This window comes from Gimesia benthica (genome assembly GCF_009720525.1).
GTDB lineage: Bacteria > Planctomycetota > Planctomycetia > Planctomycetales > Planctomycetaceae > Gimesia > Gimesia benthica.
Window position 1 is genome coordinate 2,086,962 of sequence record NZ_CP043930.1, and the last position, 16,627, is coordinate 2,103,588.

Genomic DNA, 16,627 nt, shown 5'->3' on the forward strand with positions numbered 1-16,627 from the left:
CGCTGATTTCAATACCACTGCTGTTCGACGATAGGCACATCTGTGAGCATTATAGTACTCAGCCCCTGCTGTTCCTCTGACTTTTATCGATTTCCGAGAGGACCTGATTCGAGTAAACACCGCAGAGATTGGAAAAAATCACAAAAAAGCCGAAACAGCCTCTGTTCAGTGGCCGGAATTCCCGGTTCCCGGCCTCAATATTGAATACGTACGCCAAACGTGGCAGAATTGTCAGTGCAGAAGTTATCGCTGCCCGCAATCATTTAAGACCTTCAACATGAATTGAAACCAGTTATGCAAACAATCGCTCGCCTGTTACTCATCACTGCTGCACTCTGCTTTCTGAGTTCCGCGCCGGTCCGTTCTTTCGCGGCCGCCCCTGAAAAGCCAAACATCATCTTCATTATGGCCGATGATCTGGGCTACGGCGATCTGGGCTGCTACGGACAGCAGAAGATCCAGACGCCCCGCATCGACCAGATGGCAGCTGACGGGATGAAGTTCACCCAAATGTATGCCGGAAGTACCGTGTGTGCCCCTTCGCGTTGTGTTCTGATGACCGGTCGGCACATGGGACACACCCGTGTGCGTGGCAATACCTGGGTCAAGGAAAACCAGTCGCTGAAGGACAAGGACTTCACAGTCGCCGAACTGCTGAAAAAAGCAGGTTACACGACGGCTCTGACGGGGAAATGGGGCATCGGTGAGGAAGGCACAGCGGGAGTTCCCAACAAGCAGGGCTTTGACTTTTTCTATGGCTATCTGAACCAGCACAACGCCCACAACTACTATCCCGAGTTCCTCTGGAAGAATGACAGGAAAGTCGCCCTGCGAAACGTCGTTGATCCGAGCACCATTTCCAAAGGCCCGACCGGCAAAGACCGACTGGGCGGCGTGGCCACGAAAAAAGTGGACTATTCCCACGACCTGATCCTGGAGGAAGCCCTGGGATTCATCGACCGCAGCGCACAAAACCCCTTCTTTCTCTACGTCGCACTCACGATCCCGCATGCTAATAATGAAGCGGGCAGAAAAGTCGGCGATGGTCAGGAAGTCCCCGACTATGGCATCTATAACGAGAAAGACTGGACCAAACAGAACAAAGGTCAGGCAGCCATGATCACCCGCATGGACACGGGTGTGGGTCAGATCTTGGATCGACTGAAGGCATTGAATATCGACCAGAATACGCTGGTCATCTTCACCTCTGATAACGGTCACCACCGCGAGGGGGGCAATGATCCGGAATTCTTCGACGCCAACGGACCGCTCCGCGGCATGAAACGTGATCTGTATGAGGGGGGAGTTCGGGTGCCATTCATCGCTTACTGGCCCGGTACGACGCCCGCAGGCAGCGTTTCAGACCACATCGGCTACTTCGGCGACCTGATGGCCACCGCGGCCGACCTGGCCGACGTCCCCTGCCCTGAGGGCCTGGACAGCGTGAGTATTGCCCCCACCCTGGAAGGCAAACCTGACCAACAGAAAGAACACGACTTCCTGTACTGGGAATTCTACGAACGGGGTGGTAAGCAGGCAGTCCGCTACGGCGAATGGAAAGCCGTTCGCATGCCCATCTTCAAAGGCAAAACTCAACTGTTCAACCTCGAAGAAGACCTGGGCGAAGGCACTGATCTGGCTGCCAAACACCCGGAACTCGTCAAGAAGCTGGAAGCCATGATGGATTCAGCTCATAGCTCTGATCCACTTTGGAAACCGAGTGGCAAACCAGCCAGGAAGCAACCAGCCCCCGGCGACGGCAAGCAGCGGTTCTAATATCACGGCAAGCAACAGAAATAAATATAAGCAGACTGTGCATGCAGTCTGCTTTGTTTATGCCTGCATCTTTATTCACTCAACGCGGAACAGCCATCTGAGATTATTCCAGATTCCTTCCAGCAGACCTGCATTTTGAACGTAATTATTGCAGACAGGAAAGAATTCAGACAGGGAAAGTCGTCCACCAGATTTCAGTTGGAAAGGAAGCGATGATGTGCTTTACCATCGATCAGGTTGAAGAACCGGAAGAAAGTTCAAATACACACCAAACGTCTTCGAGTTGATATTAAATTATCTGGCAACCTGAAACAGAGTCCCAGGTATTGTCAGCCACCTGACAGAATGTAAGCTCAGAAACTCAGGGAACGGGAAAGATAAAGTTTGTGATATCGACAAGGTGGGTGCGGTTAGTGCTGCAGTCATAATAGGCAACGGATGAAGCAGACACATTGAAGAAGCTGACTCCAAACAGCGATGTACAGAAGCCCTGCACGGGTACAGTCGCTTGGGCCACGACCGCGGGAAAGCCCCCTCCTCCACCTGTTAGATGTACCTCTGAGGAACTGGTTCCTGGATCATCAACAAATACACCGAAGCCCGTTGATGTCTGATTAGTTATTGTATTGCGGAATTCAACCTCTACCGTAACCCCGTAGTATCCAAATGCCTCTCCCACATTACCTGGATAAGGAGAAGGATATCCAGAGGGGCCTAACTGATTCGTGGAGACTCCAAAATGAAAGAAGTCAGTTTCGATAAAGGAATTGCCGTTAAAATTGATCCGGACTGATTTCCATTTTTCAGGAGCTTCCAGCTGATCTTCAAATGTAAAAAAGATATCACCATTGTTGTTTGGGTCACTCCAGATGCGGTTCAGATAGTCGGGAGCAGGTCCATGGGAAGAGGGTTCCGTATCCAGACCGTTCAGATCCCAACCGGTTAGAGTAATATCAGCATTCGATGGTGTTAACACCTGAGGTGGGTCAGAGGAATCAAAGTAAGCAAAGGCACTTGCCGGCCCCTTAACCTTATCTGGAAGGATAAATTTAATGGAATCGATGGCAAGATTCGATCCCTCATTAAAACTCACGTAGATCGAATCGGCATAAACGCCACCATCAGCGCTGTTATCTGTAATCCTGATGGTAACATCACCGGCGGCACAGCTGACTTCTGCATTTCCGTTAAATGTAATCGGGGCCGTGACACCATTGATGGCACCAAATACAAAATTTCCGTTGTTCGTGTCGTTCGCATTGGGGTTCGCTGGCGTCACAGTACCTAAATTAGTTTGCGGCGTGAATGTCGTGCCAAGAATGGGATTTGCTTGCGTGTAGGCAACCCCAACATTCCTGGGTATGTTAGTTGGACCAACGCCACTCACCCCCCAGTCTTTGACAGCAGCCAGCGCAGCTGCATCCATCGAGTTTTTGAATTCAACATGCGCCTGCCACAGAGTTGAAATCTCCAGTACAACACAGAAAAACGTCAGAAACATCCCCCCCCAGAGAATTAGCCAGAGGATGGCAATCCCTCGTCGATTCTGATGCAGTTGTTGTTTTGTGTGAAGTGTTTGCATGGGAAATATAAATCAGTTTCTCGTGTTATTAAAAATTGAAGGCACAGTTTCGTAAGAGTTTGCCACAATCAAAGTTCGTAAATGTACGTGGTGGATTCTTCCACCACATAATCCTGAATAGAAAACCCCAGACCAGAGAGAAAATCAGGGATATTGCCATCCAGCTTGACACAGACTGTCGTACGCACTGAATCAGTAGCAGACGCTCCTGTTACCGAAGGTAATGTCGAACTAGGAGGTCCACAATCGCAGCCTGCCACTGCCGGATCCGGATCCCTGTCATCTTCAACCACTCCCCCAGTCAAGACATTATATTGAAGTATCACGCGGCAGCTTCCAAGTGGAAGTCCCCCGACCTGCAAATATCTGTCAACGCGGCTCTTCAAATCGCCGGAACTGACCAAGGTATCCAGGGAACCAGAATTCGTTTCAGAAGCAATTTTCGCTGCAGTACGACTGGCGTATGCCGTTTGTTCAATTGCCGTGTAAACGAGCGAAAATTCAACAATTGCCAGCATGATGATCAAGAACGCTGGTGCTGTCAGGATAAGCTCCAATACCACAGCCCCGGATCGATTTCCCCTCGGGGCACCTGATTTATTTATGTGTTTTTGCACAGTAAAACACCGCTGTATTTCTGTTTGAAAAAGGAGTCTGACAGTAAAATTTCTTTATGTCACAATAGTAGTTTGGCAAGCAATTTGCGTTCCCTAGACAGTCAGTGTCTCTTTTCCAGGTTGAATTAACTGATAACCGAGGCAAGACAACTAAATTGAGCTCATTTTGTAATGAGTTGACACTGACCTAAAACATGTTGACTGGAAACATGATAACAAAACTTAGCAGATGCTAAGCGAATGTCTCCGTTAGTTAACACTCTAAAGAATGAGAAACACGTCGAATGATTCGCAAAAGGCCTCCAGCTCTGACCAGAGCCCAGTCAAAACGATTTGCAGGATCGTGTGTTCACACACAGCGTTCTGGTTCCGTTCTGCTGGAATTCATTCTGGCCTTCCCGATAATATTGATGCTATCGCTGGCGATCATAGAATTCGGTTTTTATGTGATCCTGCAACAATCTATCACAGCAGCTGCAATTGAGGGTTCCCGGAAAGCAGCTCAGGTGGGGGCTACTACTGGGGATATTGGCAACCTGATTCAGGAATATATGGCCATCAATTCATTGACACTCGATGTGTCAGCAAGCCCTGCCGCCCCCAATCAAGGAGATGTATTTGTAGCTATACAATTTGGAAGTGGGACTGGAATTGGTACGCTTACGTCGACGATAGGCAATTCGTCTATTCCCTGTTCTCCGGTCGGTCCAGAACCATATGATGGCTCATCGCCACCGCCGCGTAGCGAAATGAAGGTGACTGTCTGCGTCAATCTAACCGATACGAATGGCACAGCCCCCATCCCTGACCTTTTGTCCTACTTCGGCTTTTCGCTTTCGGGAAAACAACTTGAAATCAGCGCGATGACCGAACTAGAGTAGGTAAAGAGCACTTTACCCACTCCCCTGCACCAGGTCACTGTTGAGCCAGTCGCTGAACCAGATTAATGAGTTTTCCCTGTCCATGAACGAGATTGCCGCCGACCTGTTCATCTGGCTGTTCAAAATCCTGGGAATCTATCTCGCACTACTGATTCTTCTGACCCTGATTTTGAATCAGTGGAAGAAACGTTCCAGGCAGAAAGCAGAAGAGCTCGAAGAGGAAGCTAAAAAACGCTGGAATCGTTCGGACCGCAGATAATCAAAGCGAAACTATTGAGCGAACGGCAAGGGGAAATTTTGCCGGATCGAACCGACACCGCCCTGAGACGCTCGGGGCCAGCGATTAGTCGCGTTATTATTATTCGTCGGCCCACCCCGCATGACATTATTCAGGAACGTCTTCAGAGAGCCATCGAGCAGCGGGTTCGACTTGATATCCACAATCGGATTCGATGTCGTGCCCCGCAGTTCCACCCGGATCCAGCCACTGGTGGCATGCCCGATCAACTGGGTAATCGCCGGTAGAGGCAGTTGCCTGCGGGTCAGCTGAGAAAACAGATCGACTTTCAGTCGACCATCGAAATGAGCTTCTCCCGCCTGGCCGTAAAGGCTGATCGCATTCCCTTTTAACTCGATGTACTTCAGATGAAACGTCTGGTTCGAAACGGTAAAGTCACAAAACGCGGAATCAAAGGCCGTCTTGTCGGGTTGTGCCAGACGCACCACTTTGAAGATCTGGGCAATCGGCGGCAGCTCATAAATGGCCGCCGGACTGATCTGTAACTGTCCCTGCCCTTTCAGGTCGGACTTATTGGAACCGCGTCCCCAAAGCTGGATCCAGCCGTTCATAACGCCCCGCAGCTGAGATTGCCCCGGCATATAACGGGCCGCGTACTCTTCCAGCAATCCCCGATTCAGTTCAATCTGCATGTTGTAAGTCGGCACTGCAGTCAGCTCAATGTCCCCCATACAGGTAATCACACCACGGATCGCCTTGGCAGTAATCGGTTGCTTGGCATTGATCTGGGGCAGACTGACCGACTGCATCTGCTCGCGGCGGATCTGGCGTGATCCCACAGTCAGTTGGGTATCGTTAATTTCGAACGGCCCTTTGATCTCGGTCAGATGATAGCCCAGGATGAAAGCCGAATCGAGATCCAGGTCACCCGTCAGTTGCAGATGAGTTCCGTCCCAGGTCCCCTTCGAATGAACCTTGCCGTAAACCTTCGTTATATCGACACCCGCTGTCACACTGTTCTCAGCCAGATAAGTATCCATCCCCCAGGCAGCGGTCACCGCAGTCCCCTGCTGCTGCGAACCACGAAACTCGATCCAGCCACTCGCCGAAATCGGTCGTTGGATATTCAGGGTATTCAGTGCAGACCCCATCGCTTCCGGCAGAGCAGACTGAAAAGACCGATCTGCGGAGATATCATCGATGTTCATATTCTCCATCTTGAAACGCCAGTCCCCCTGCGGCGTAATCTCGGCAAACGCATCTCCGATCCCAATCCTGGTTTCATCATGCTTTCCGGAGATCGACTTCATAACCACAACGCTATTGCCGGTCCCAGGATCAACTTCGTAACTCCATTGCGCATTGAGGTTGTCGATCGGATAGGGGAAGTCTTTGAGATTCAGACTACCATTCCACCATTTTGCCTGGGGAATGCTGATCTGTGCCGGCAGTCCCCGTTGCCAGGATATATCGGTCGTCAAATTCAGCTTACCGGTCGGAGACAGATCTCCCCACAGCTTCTGCAGCGAATCAGGCAGCGCCAGACGCAGATTGGAATCACAGGTCGCATTCTGTGCAGCGACCTTCAGCTTCAGCTTCCCATCACTGTCAAAACGGTCGTAAGTTCCCTGAGCAGAGAGTTGTGCATTGCCGTGCCTCCCCTGTAACTGTGAAAAGTAAACTCGACCGGTATTACTGGAATAAGAAACCTCGCCTTTCAGATCGGTCACGCGATACGGAAACATCCGATACTGGAGCGCCCCACCCTCTTCCATTTTGGCCCGCAGATCCACCTGTATCGGCTGATTCAGAGCCGGCGCCCGCGTCAGCTTGACATGGGCATTGAGTTTCCCCTGCAGTTCCAGTTCATCTAAAACAGTCTTGATTCCATCAGGGCAGGCTGCCTGCAGCGAAGCATCAATGGGAACGCCATAGGATATCACATCAATATCCATTTTCGATGCCGGGCCGGGATGCTGCACTTTCCCCTTGGCAGTCACGGGACGATCGCCGGCGATACCACTGAAATCCAGATTGAGAATATCCGGTTCTTCCTGCCATAACTCTCCCTTGATGTGATCGACTCGATACGGAAAATGCACCGGGACGATCGCACCATCATGGACGGTAACCTTCAGGTTCTGTATGCGCCACTTCCCGTTTCCTGGATAACTCAGATCGACATCCAGGTTAACGTTCCCGCTGGGACGCAGGGTGTCGTAGGTTCGGGCCAGCCCTCCTGACAGGCGGCTCCGCAAACGTTCATCCAAGGGAAGCTGACGTGTCTGAAAGGAGAACGTACTCTGATTCAAAGGAACCCCCGCCTGCGAAAATCGCTTGCGGAAGTAATAGTCTCCCCGAGGGCAAAGCTGGTTTCTCCGTTGTGAGCCTGTAAATTCTGAACCTGCAGACTCTCGTTATCAATCAGGACTTTACCCACAATATTACGTAAAGGAAACGGGAGCAGCGGATGCTTGAATTTGCCCTCGCGCAAATGCGTGAGCACCTGAAACTGCGGCGCCTCTTCTCTGCGCAAACGGGACAGGCTGAACTGGATATCCATCTGCGCGCTGATTCCCAGATCGTACATCCCCGTCGACTGATTGGGCTGCAGCTGCAATGACGGAAAAGCTTTCTTCAGTCGTGATTCCAGCTCTGGAGAAATCCCGGTCGCCAACCTTACCAGGTCTGGACCAAATTCCAGCTGACTCCACTTTCCGGAGACCGAACCCAGTTTCGAATCCAGATCCCAGTAACCGGCAATCTCCAGTTTCCCCGCCTGGGGAATCGAAGTATGGCCCTCGATTTCATAGCGGCTCGCGCCGGAAGGAATCAGACGCAGGTCCAGGTTCTGCAATGTGATGACTGTGGGAACATTCTGTGGCCCGTGTTCAAACTTGAGTGACAGACTTCCCCGCTCAATGATCAACTCGGGCAGCGGGTTGTCACTCTTGATCGGTTCCGGCAGGCCTTCCCAGTTCCAGGTCCCGTCCGCCATACGCACCAGTACCAGCTGCGGACGATTGAGCACAATCTTCTGCACATCAATCAGTTGATGCCGGGCCATTTTTTCCTGGTTCAAGGTCACGACCACTTCGGGCAGGTCAATGATCGTATCCTGATGATTAACCGTCTGTATCCGGCAACCTTCGATCCGCACCCGTCGACGAAAATCAAACTGAGCCCGGTCGATATCAATCATCAGTCCCGGCACGTGGTTCTCGATTTTCTCGAGGATCCCGGCTTTGATCATGTCGTCACTGCGCATCCACAGATAGTACCCGTAGCTCCCGCCGGTAATTACCAGCGAGATCAGGATCAGCAGACACCATTGAAAGGTTTTACGAACAACCATGACACTTCAAAACCGGATCAGATCCTCGCGGATCATGATTTGATTTTCTCCTTGTTTAATCTGTCCCCAACCAGGGCTGTCACCCCGATGGCAGACAGGATATACAGACTGTATTCCGCCGGCAGCCGATACCGCAGCGAACTGACAAACACCATGTGAATCAGAGAAAAATACAGAATCGGTCCTAACGTTATCAGTAACAACAGCCCCTGCTGGCGCGATATCCAGATACCGTAGCCAGCCAGCAGTAACACCGGCAGAAAGACCACTGAGACAGCAGCCATCATCCACCATGAACGAAACTGTGATGCGTTGGGCCACGGTTTCCAGTAACGCAGCAGCTTGGCTCCCATCAGTTGAATCACATGACCGGGATGCTGACGCGCATATTCCACTGCCTGTTGTGTGTAGTACCGATTCATTTCGTACTCACTCATTTTCAGCATCACTCGATCTCGATCGAAAAAAGTCATATCACTGTCACCGGTCGCCTGTGGATTTAAACCATCGTACAGGCTGGGTCCCGACCAGAGTGATGTCAGCACAAAGTGTCCCGTGACCTGATAGTTACGGTACACCCAGGGCACCAGCATCACAGTAAAACCCAGTATCAATATGGCGGCCCGTTCCAGGGCACGGGCCCGTTGCCCTTTCGCTCTCCAGATCATCAGGGCCACGATGATCGGCAGAGTTAACAGCCAGCCTGGTCGGACATAAAAAGCCGCTGCCAGGGAAACTCCCGCCAGCGCAGACCAGAGACAGCCCTGCAAACGATCATGGTCTCCCCATTTCACGTTTCCTAATTTGACCAGTACCCACAGCGAAAACAGCATCGTAACTGCGAAGACCGTTTCGCTTAAAAACAAAACACTGAACCCGGCCATGACCGGAGAGACTGCTGTCAGCCCGGCGGCGATGAGTCCTGTTGTTTCATTGGTGAGTTCTTTTCCCAGTAAATAAACGAGATAACAGGCAACCACTCCGGTCAGCGCCAGGAACAACCGCACGCGAAAATGATCTTCGCCTGCGACAGACATCGCACCGGCCAGAACCAGCGGAAACCCGGGCATCCGCAGTACACGTCGCGGAGGGGTATAAATCGAATACTCCTCGCCATGCACGATCGTTTGTGCCAGTCTCCAGTAACCGTCTGCATCCCCTTCGATCACGTATGTTCGTTCAGGTTGTTGATCTAATTGGCGCTGAACGTAAACCGCCAGCCCGCACCTTATCAGGGCGGATATCAGTAAAATCAATATCAATAAATACTTAGGCCGTTTTGATTCCGGCATCTTTTTCCCTGCCACTTGTGAAATGTGGGAATAGTACGATTACACGTCTATCAGGGTCAATTCCAATATAGCTGCCCTGTCATCGCGGGGGCGATTCATCTCATTTTCCCATTAGTGAAATCACATATTTCAGAGCCGGGCACTGTACAGATTCCGTAATGAAAGAAACCCGCAAAATGGAATTCCTCTCATCCAGGCTTCCCATCTTGACTCAGATCTGGTTTTCCCATAAGGTCCCCGCTCCTCTCTCAATTCTTGCAGTTTTGCACATATTCCACTCCTATCACTAAGCCTGTCTAACCTCGGCTGAGGGAAACTATGCGCTATTTAAAATTCTCCGTACTCTCAGGAATCGCACTGTTCGCAGTCGGTATGTTTTTCCTTTCACAGACCATTCAGGGTTTCCTGGGTTCTGATGACTCGGCGGAACAGGTCGCCAGTGAATTGGAACTGGAAGCAACGCTCTCCGAACCAGCGCCCTTCCCTGACCTGAACCTCGATTTTCCAGCCGGCGAACTCCCCGACATAGACAGCGACAAACAAGCTGTCGCCCCACCTGCGCCTCTCGCAACAGCTCAGGCGAAAGCAGCGCCGACCGAGGACCAACTCCCCGGAGCCTCGGAGTCGAACCAGGAAATCTTCCCCGGCCTGAATATTCTGATGCTGACCCAGACCACACGAGAACAGCGCACCCGGCTACTTGAAGAACTCTTGAAGCTCGACGCCGATCTGGTCCAGCAGGTCGTCCAGAATAGTAATTCCCAGAAACCGGCGCAGGCCCATATCAAGACTGTCCAGCAGGTCGCGATGACAGGCCCTGCCACCACCAATGCCGTCTCTGCTGCCTTTGCGCAACCGGGGCAACAGACGCCACCAATGGATTCCGCAGTACTCATTCAAAAAGACACTCCCACACAGATCATTGCCAGCTATCGTGGCGTCACTCTGAAAACCCAGGGAAAACCACTCCAGAGCGGCAGACTCCATCAGAAAATTCAGGTCGTCCCGCAACATGCAAATCTGCTGTTCTCCTCAACCGTCTTAAGTCAAAACCTGGTTGCCCTGGACTTGCCGGCTGAACTTCCCCCTCCCGAAACCAGCGCCGCCACACCAGTAATCAAACTGGGCCAGATGGGAGAATTCCAGCCAGCAGAAATCATTAAGCTCACAGGCGCCGGACTCGTGGTCGGATTGAATGGAACCGGCGATCAGAACATTCCCCCCGAAGCCATCCGGGCTTTAAAATCATCGATTGCTGCGATGAAGATTAACCTGCAGGATATTAAATCCCCCCTGCAGGCTGGCAATATCGCCAATGTCTCCATCACGGTTTACATCCCCAGCCAGGGCGTCCAGCCCGGACAAGAGGTGGAATGTTATGTCAACGCGAACCAGCCGGAAGTCAATTTAACCGGCGGCTACCTGCTGCCGACAGCGGTCGCCGTAGAGGGTTCAAATCAGAAAAAGGTCGATGCGCTGATTGTCGGTCCGGTCCGTACCGATCGCAGCCGGAACCAGGCACAGGGATTAATTGAAAATGGAGCCCAGATCCGTTCAGCCATCGCTCCCCGTCTGGTTACCGGACAGGGCATTCCGCATCTGAAATTCTTCCTGAATGCTTCGCTGTATGATCCCCAGACCGGTCGGCTGGTTGTGCAACAGATCAATCGCTTCCTGGCTGCCAATATGGTCAATACCTCGAAAGCCATGCTGCAGTCCTCCGGACTCGTCATGATCTCACTGCCTGATGCGAATCCCAACTATGCTCAGCAGCTGGCAACACAGTTGTTGAATGTCGAGATCCCCCAGCAGTCCCCCAACAGTGCTGACCAGCGGCCGGAAGTCATCATTGATACGGGATCAGCTCGTATCGAAACACGCGGTACGGTCCTCCTGCAACCGGCACGACTTCAGTTTCCGGACCTGATGCTGGAGATTTCTCGGGACTCCCGAGGCGGCGCCACTCGTCTGGATGATCTACTGGCACTCTGTCAACAGTTACAGCTACCACGTCAGCAACAGGTATCCCTGGTGAGAACACTTCAGCAACAGGCAAAAATCCAGGCGAACTATCACGAGCAATAAGAAGTCCCTTGTCTCTACTGGTTCTTACTGAGAAAATAGAGGGAGTAGACCACCAGCGGGGCTGGTCTGCACGCCCCGGTTCAGATCCGGCCGTCATTCAGAAATGAACCTCAGCCCTCATGCTTGCCAACTTCTCAGCGTCCGAACTACTCTCCCTGTTCTATTTCAGCACCCCGATTGTGCTGCTGGCATTGCTCTGGAGCTGGGAAAGCTGGGCTGCCTTCAAACCATTCCGGGGAGAGAGCCGTTATCGGCACGCCTTTTACAACCTCTCCCTGGCAGTATTGAATTCCCTGCTGCTCGGACTGCTGTTTGGCTCGATCGTAGAGGCAACCTCCGCCTGGACGCTGCAGCATCAATGGGGGCTGCTGCACCAGGTGCCACTCTCTCTATTCTGGCAGACCTTGTGCGCCATTCTGCTCCTGGATGCCTGGATGTTCTGCTGGCACTGGATGAACCACCGCATCCCGGTTCTCTGGCGGTTTCATCGCATGCACCACAGCGATCCTGACATGGACGTCTCCACTGCCACCCGCTTCCACTGGGGTGAACTGGGAATTTCCACTCTCCTGCGTCTGCTGTTGATTCCACTGCTGGGCCTGCAATCCTGGCAACTCGTTCTATATGGCATTCTGGTTTTCCTCTCCACGCAACTGCATCATGCAAACATCTCGCTGGGTCGGGCAGACCGTTTCTACCGCTGGCTGTTTGTCTCTCCGGACATGCACAAAATTCATCACTCGCGACTGCCGCAGGAAACAAACTCGAATTATTCCACGATCTTCTCCCTCTGGGATCGACTGGCCCGCACCTACCGCATGCGTCTGGACCTGAAGACCATCGACTTCGGCTTACCCCACTATGATGCGCCCCAGTGGCAGACTCTGCTCGGCATGTGGAAGACACCTTTCAGCAGACCGCCGGTTCTGCCCGGCGAACAGGATCAGCAGGCAAAAGCGATTGACTGATCGGTATATTCGGTGTCAACTTGCCTGTTTCCCCACGCATTTAGTTTTACTTGATTCTGGGATTTTCAAGAATCCCTCTAGGCAAAGAGATCCAGACAGGGTATACTTCTGCGTGACTTCAAGGTGCTTCTCTCGAATGAACTGAGGGAACAACCATGTCACCCTGGTCAGAACAAAGCGAGTAACGATCTACAGAAATAGATTCGTTTTCTGACCTGTGAGGGTCTTAATACAGAGCTGGAACCTCTCGTAACCCTCTTTACTGTGCGAGCTTATTCGTCGCACACTCCTGCTGCCAACCTCGGTTGTGTTGACCGCTGTCGAAAGCTGCCGCGTCGTTGTGGACGCATTGAATTCCGTGATTTTCTTGTTTGTCCGGAGTTCCCACAGAAGCGACGTTTGCTTTTGGTACCGCTGGTCCCAACCCGCCTAACCTGAGCGAAACTGGAAGAGCCAGGTATTTTCCTCCGCTCTCCAGCAAGTCCCGTCGATTTGCACTGTCGCCGACCGGTTCAGCTGATCTCCTCCCACGGAACATCACCTGCAGCCCCTTTAAAATACATTCGGTCTAACATTAGACTAAAACAGGCCCTGCCCTTGAATGAATACTGCCAACCACAGATTCACTTGCACAACACACCGACGGGCCTGCAACATTTCCCTAAGGAAAACCATTGAAAACATTCAAAGAGATTGAATTGATCGCCCCAGTCCAAAGAGCACTGGTCGAAGAAAATTATGAAACCCCGACGCCTATCCAGGCGCAAACCATTCCCTCCGCACTCGAAGGACACGATATTCTGGGATGTGCGCAGACAGGAACGGGAAAAACAGCCGCTCTGGCCTTACCCATACTCAATCATCTGGGAAAAGAGAATCGCAAAGCCAAGCCCTATCGTCCACAGGCTCTGGTACTGGCCCCCACCCGGGAGCTGGCCATTCAGATCGGTGACAGTTTTGCCGCATACGGCAGACACCTCAAACTGCGCCACCTGCTGATTTATGGTGGTGTCAGCCAGAAAAACCAGGTCAAAGGCCTGAGTCGTGGCGCTCACATCGTAGTCGCTACGCCAGGACGTCTGCTGGACTTAATGAACCAGGGAGAAATCCATCTGGACCAGCTGGAACTTTTCGTCCTGGACGAAGCCGACCGCATGCTCGACATGGGCTTTCTGCCGGACCTGAAGAAGATTATCAGTCAACTGCCTGAAAAACGTCAGTCACTGTTCTTCTCAGCCACCCTGGCTCCCAAAATTAAGGAGTTGGCTCAACGCCTGCTGAAAAATCCAGTCAGTGTGAATGTCACTCCTCAAAAGACCAGTGTCAAAAAAATCCAGCAACAACTGATCTACGTGGAACGGAATGGAAAGCAGTCTCTGCTGCAAAATATCCTGGCCGACTCCGCTGTGGATCGAGCCCTGGTCTTCATGCGAACCAAGCGTACTGCCAACATGCTGTCAAAACGTCTCACGCAAATCGGCATCCGCTCATCTGCCATCCATGGCAATAAATCACAGTCGGCCCGCCAGCAGGCACTCGAGGCTTTCCGCAGCCGCAAAATCCAGGTGCTCGTTGCTACCGATGTCGCGGCCCGTGGCATCGATATCGAAGGCATCACTCACGTGATCAACTTCGATCTACCGGTTGAACCGGAAGCCTACGTGCATCGCATCGGCCGCACCGGACGCGCAGGGGCAGAGGGAATCGCCATCTCCTTCTGCAGTGATAACGAACGAGGCGAACTGCGGGCCATCGAAAAACTGATCGGCCACAAAGTTCCCGTCTCCAAAGAACACCGGGCTCCTCGTGCTCAGAAGAATAAAGCTGATGCCCTGCCAGACCCTACGCCCCGACAGCGGAGCAATGGTAAAAACGGACACACTGTGGAAGGAACAGAAACGACTTCGCGAAACCGCTTTCGACGCAAGAAAACAGCGAAGACAGCCGCGAGTAAACTACAACAGGAACCTAAACGCACAAAATGGCGTCGCCTGAAGCCGCGTGCCAGTCAATCAAGTTAGTCACTTGCCTCTTGCAGGTGCGGCGTTTCATTTTCAATTTCAAGGAGATTCATTATCGCTAAAAACAGGAACACTTATGCCAAGCGTCAACGAGAAGCAGAAAAAAAGCGAAAGCAGAAGCCAAACGGGTACGCCGGAATCAATTGAAGCAAAGTGGTCCGTTAAGTTCTCCGGTTCTCCCACCGGATAACGAATCTGAATTCCTGAATGATTCAGAATAACTCCAGGCCCGTCGACTAGACGACGACAGCCTGAATCAACTCGAACACTCTTGCAATCTGGGGACGCGAATGTTTCACCTCTCCCGGATTGTAACATTTTTTAAAAGTACTGGATGAATATCATGTCAGAAGGAACCATCAAACGACTCACAGACAAAGGCTTTGGCTTCATTGAAGACGGCACAGGGAAAGATGTTTTCTTTCACAGCTCTTCACTGTCAGACACCAATTATGATGAGCTCTCAGAAGGTCAAAAGGTCTCGTTCAATATTGGACAGGGCCCCAAGGGACCACGCGCTGAAAACGTGCGTGTACTCTAAAACAGTCTGAAGACTGAGGCGAAAGCCTCATTCAAATGACAAACAGCACCGCAGGCATTTCGCCGGCGGTGCTGTTTTTTTTTTGTCGCGATTGTCAGTGAATGTTCAGAGTTAAAGAGCTTAAAACTCGCCTAATACCTGACCATCCTTTTTATTTCCGAGGTTCTGGAAGGTCCCGCGGTCAATGTTGGAAGAGATGAACCGCACGGCACCATCGGCCAGCAGAGCATGCACGCCCCCACATGATAGCTGCGGGCAAAGTTATACTTGGTCCCAGTATTCACGACGCAAGGCGAAAGCGGGAAGGTGGTTGACTTACAGGCATAGTTCTGGTCGGCAACCGGTGTATTGGGGGTCTCGCGGGTTGTGAAAGTCATTTCACCATGAGCACCACCGATTCCGTAACAGCCCGGGCAACCCCAGTAGGTAGTCGAAGCGGTGTTTCCGCGAATGATGATCTCCGAAACCATAATCGTATTCGAAGAGCCATCCTTCAGGTCACGAATCTTAGTATTCGAGTTATCAGCGAATACTCCATTCAGGTTGGCCCCCGTTGTCGTCGCCTCATTACCTGCGCAACCGATATAACTCCCCTGCGAACGCCCCAAAGAATCGGCATTTCCCGGAGTAGAAGGATCCGAGGGACACAGGTAGACTGGAACTACGGCTTTATAAATTTCCGGGTCCGTGACCAGATGCACGTGGCTTGCCGTATTGGCGGAGTACTTATTGTATAACGGGGCCTGGTCTACAAAGGGCAGAATCTGATGTGCCCAGGTATCACGCCAGTGATAAGTGCCGTAAGGAGCAGATGAATTATAGTTTCCGGGCCTGACTTCCATATGACCGTAAGGAAACAGGCGATGCGTATCGTGATAGTTGTGCAGTGCGATACCGATCTGCTTCAGATTATTCTTACAGGTCGACCGGCGGGCCGCTTCACGTGCCTGTTGCACAGCAGGCAACAGCAGTGCGATAAGGATCGCAATAATAGCAATCACAACCAACAACTCAATGAGGGTAAATCCTCGCTTGGTAGACGCAGACATTCCAACTCCTGTAACTCGGTAGGACAAGACAGTTCAATAACAACTGGATTGATAAATCGGTAAGTGAGTCTGCCTGGCAGGATGTCTAAAATAGACTTGGGCAGGGTGGGCGCTCTTACTCAAAACTTACATTTGTTAAGTATTTCTCACTAATGAAGCTTTGACAAGCTTAGTCCGGCATGGATGCTGCCGGAATTCAAAAATCTTCTGTACACATCTCTA

Annotated in this window: 13 protein-coding genes and 1 pseudogene; 7 read left to right on the plus strand and 7 right to left on the minus strand. The window is 51.7% G+C overall.

Annotated features, from left to right (window positions below; all coding sequences use genetic code 11):
• The first annotated feature begins 294 nt into the window (after window positions 1-294).
• Entirely contained in the window at window positions 295-1,776 is a 1,482-nt protein-coding gene (locus F1728_RS07880) for an arylsulfatase (RefSeq protein ID WP_155363657.1), read from the plus strand.
• 361 nt (window positions 1,777-2,137) lie between these two features.
• Here F1728_RS07880 and F1728_RS07885 read toward each other — a convergent pair whose 3' ends face one another.
• Both F1728_RS07885 and F1728_RS07890 read right to left on the minus strand, forming a co-directional pair.
• Window positions 2,138-3,358 (minus strand): hypothetical protein, encoded by a 1,221-nt coding sequence (locus F1728_RS07885; protein ID WP_155363658.1) that lies wholly within the window; start codon window positions 3,356-3,358, stop codon window positions 2,138-2,140.
• A 68-nt stretch (window positions 3,359-3,426) separates the two neighbouring features.
• Window positions 3,427-3,921 carry a TadE/TadG family type IV pilus assembly protein gene (locus F1728_RS07890; protein WP_194242734.1) on the minus strand — a complete coding sequence of 165 codons (495 nt, stop codon included), beginning with the start codon at window positions 3,919-3,921 and terminating at the stop codon, window positions 3,427-3,429.
• Window positions 3,922-4,259: 338 nt separating this feature from the next.
• Here F1728_RS07890 and F1728_RS07895 point away from each other — a divergent pair, with 338 nt between their 5' ends.
• Window positions 4,260-4,856, plus strand: a complete 597-nt coding sequence (locus F1728_RS07895) for a TadE/TadG family type IV pilus assembly protein (protein WP_155363660.1) — start codon at window positions 4,260-4,262, stop codon at window positions 4,854-4,856.
• Window positions 4,857-4,938: 82 nt separating this feature from the next.
• The gene (locus tag F1728_RS07900; protein WP_155363661.1) at window positions 4,939-5,115 is read left to right on the plus strand and encodes a hypothetical protein; all 177 of its coding nucleotides are present in this window, start codon (window positions 4,939-4,941) and stop codon (window positions 5,113-5,115) included.
• A gap of 11 nt (window positions 5,116-5,126) precedes the next feature.
• Here F1728_RS07900 and F1728_RS07905 read toward each other — a convergent pair whose 3' ends face one another.
• From F1728_RS07905 to F1728_RS07915, 3 genes are read right to left on the minus strand one after another with little or no spacing between them, the layout of a single operon-like run.
• Window positions 5,127-7,406, minus strand: coding sequence for a hypothetical protein (locus tag F1728_RS07905; protein WP_155363662.1), 2,280 nt, complete (start codon window positions 7,404-7,406; stop codon window positions 5,127-5,129).
• The gene (locus tag F1728_RS07910) at window positions 7,403-8,449 is read right to left on the minus strand and encodes an AsmA family protein (protein ID WP_155363663.1); all 1,047 of its coding nucleotides are present in this window, start codon (window positions 8,447-8,449) and stop codon (window positions 7,403-7,405) included. The genes F1728_RS07905 and F1728_RS07910 overlap by 4 nt, the downstream gene beginning before the upstream one ends.
• A gap of 32 nt (window positions 8,450-8,481) precedes the next feature.
• Window positions 8,482-9,618 carry an ArnT family glycosyltransferase gene (locus F1728_RS07915; RefSeq protein WP_194242735.1) on the minus strand — a complete coding sequence of 379 codons (1,137 nt, stop codon included), beginning with the start codon at window positions 9,616-9,618 and terminating at the stop codon, window positions 8,482-8,484.
• Between the two features lie 441 nt (window positions 9,619-10,059).
• Here F1728_RS07915 and F1728_RS07920 point away from each other — a divergent pair, with 441 nt between their 5' ends.
• The 4 genes from F1728_RS07920 to F1728_RS07935 all read left to right on the plus strand — a co-directional run bounded on the left by F1728_RS07920 (window position 10,060) and on the right by F1728_RS07935 (window position 15,356).
• A complete protein-coding gene (locus F1728_RS07920; RefSeq protein ID WP_155363665.1) occupies window positions 10,060-11,826 on the plus strand; it encodes a flagellar basal body P-ring protein FlgI in 1,767 nt (588 codons plus the stop codon).
• Window positions 11,827-11,945: 119 nt separating this feature from the next.
• Window positions 11,946-12,794, plus strand: a complete 849-nt coding sequence (locus F1728_RS07925) for a sterol desaturase family protein (RefSeq protein WP_155363666.1) — start codon at window positions 11,946-11,948, stop codon at window positions 12,792-12,794.
• Window positions 12,795-13,468: 674 nt separating this feature from the next.
• Complete coding sequence (locus tag F1728_RS07930) at window positions 13,469-14,815, plus strand: DEAD/DEAH box helicase (RefSeq protein ID WP_155363667.1); 1,347 nt, start codon at window positions 13,469-13,471, stop codon at window positions 14,813-14,815.
• Between the two features lie 343 nt (window positions 14,816-15,158).
• Window positions 15,159-15,356 (plus strand): cold-shock protein, encoded by a 198-nt coding sequence (locus F1728_RS07935; RefSeq protein ID WP_145181389.1) that lies wholly within the window; start codon window positions 15,159-15,161, stop codon window positions 15,354-15,356.
• Window positions 15,357-15,476: 120 nt separating this feature from the next.
• On the opposite strand, the gene F1728_RS32530 is transcribed toward F1728_RS07935, so the two are convergent.
• Both F1728_RS32530 and F1728_RS07940 read right to left on the minus strand, forming a co-directional pair.
• Window positions 15,477-15,590, minus strand: coding sequence for an H-X9-DG-CTERM domain-containing protein (locus tag F1728_RS32530; protein WP_390643693.1), 114 nt, complete (start codon window positions 15,588-15,590; stop codon window positions 15,477-15,479).
• A gap of 50 nt (window positions 15,591-15,640) precedes the next feature.
• Window positions 15,641-16,405, minus strand: a pseudogene (locus tag F1728_RS07940) (DUF1559 domain-containing protein); the annotation flags it as partial.
• Window positions 16,406-16,627 lie beyond the last annotated feature (222 nt).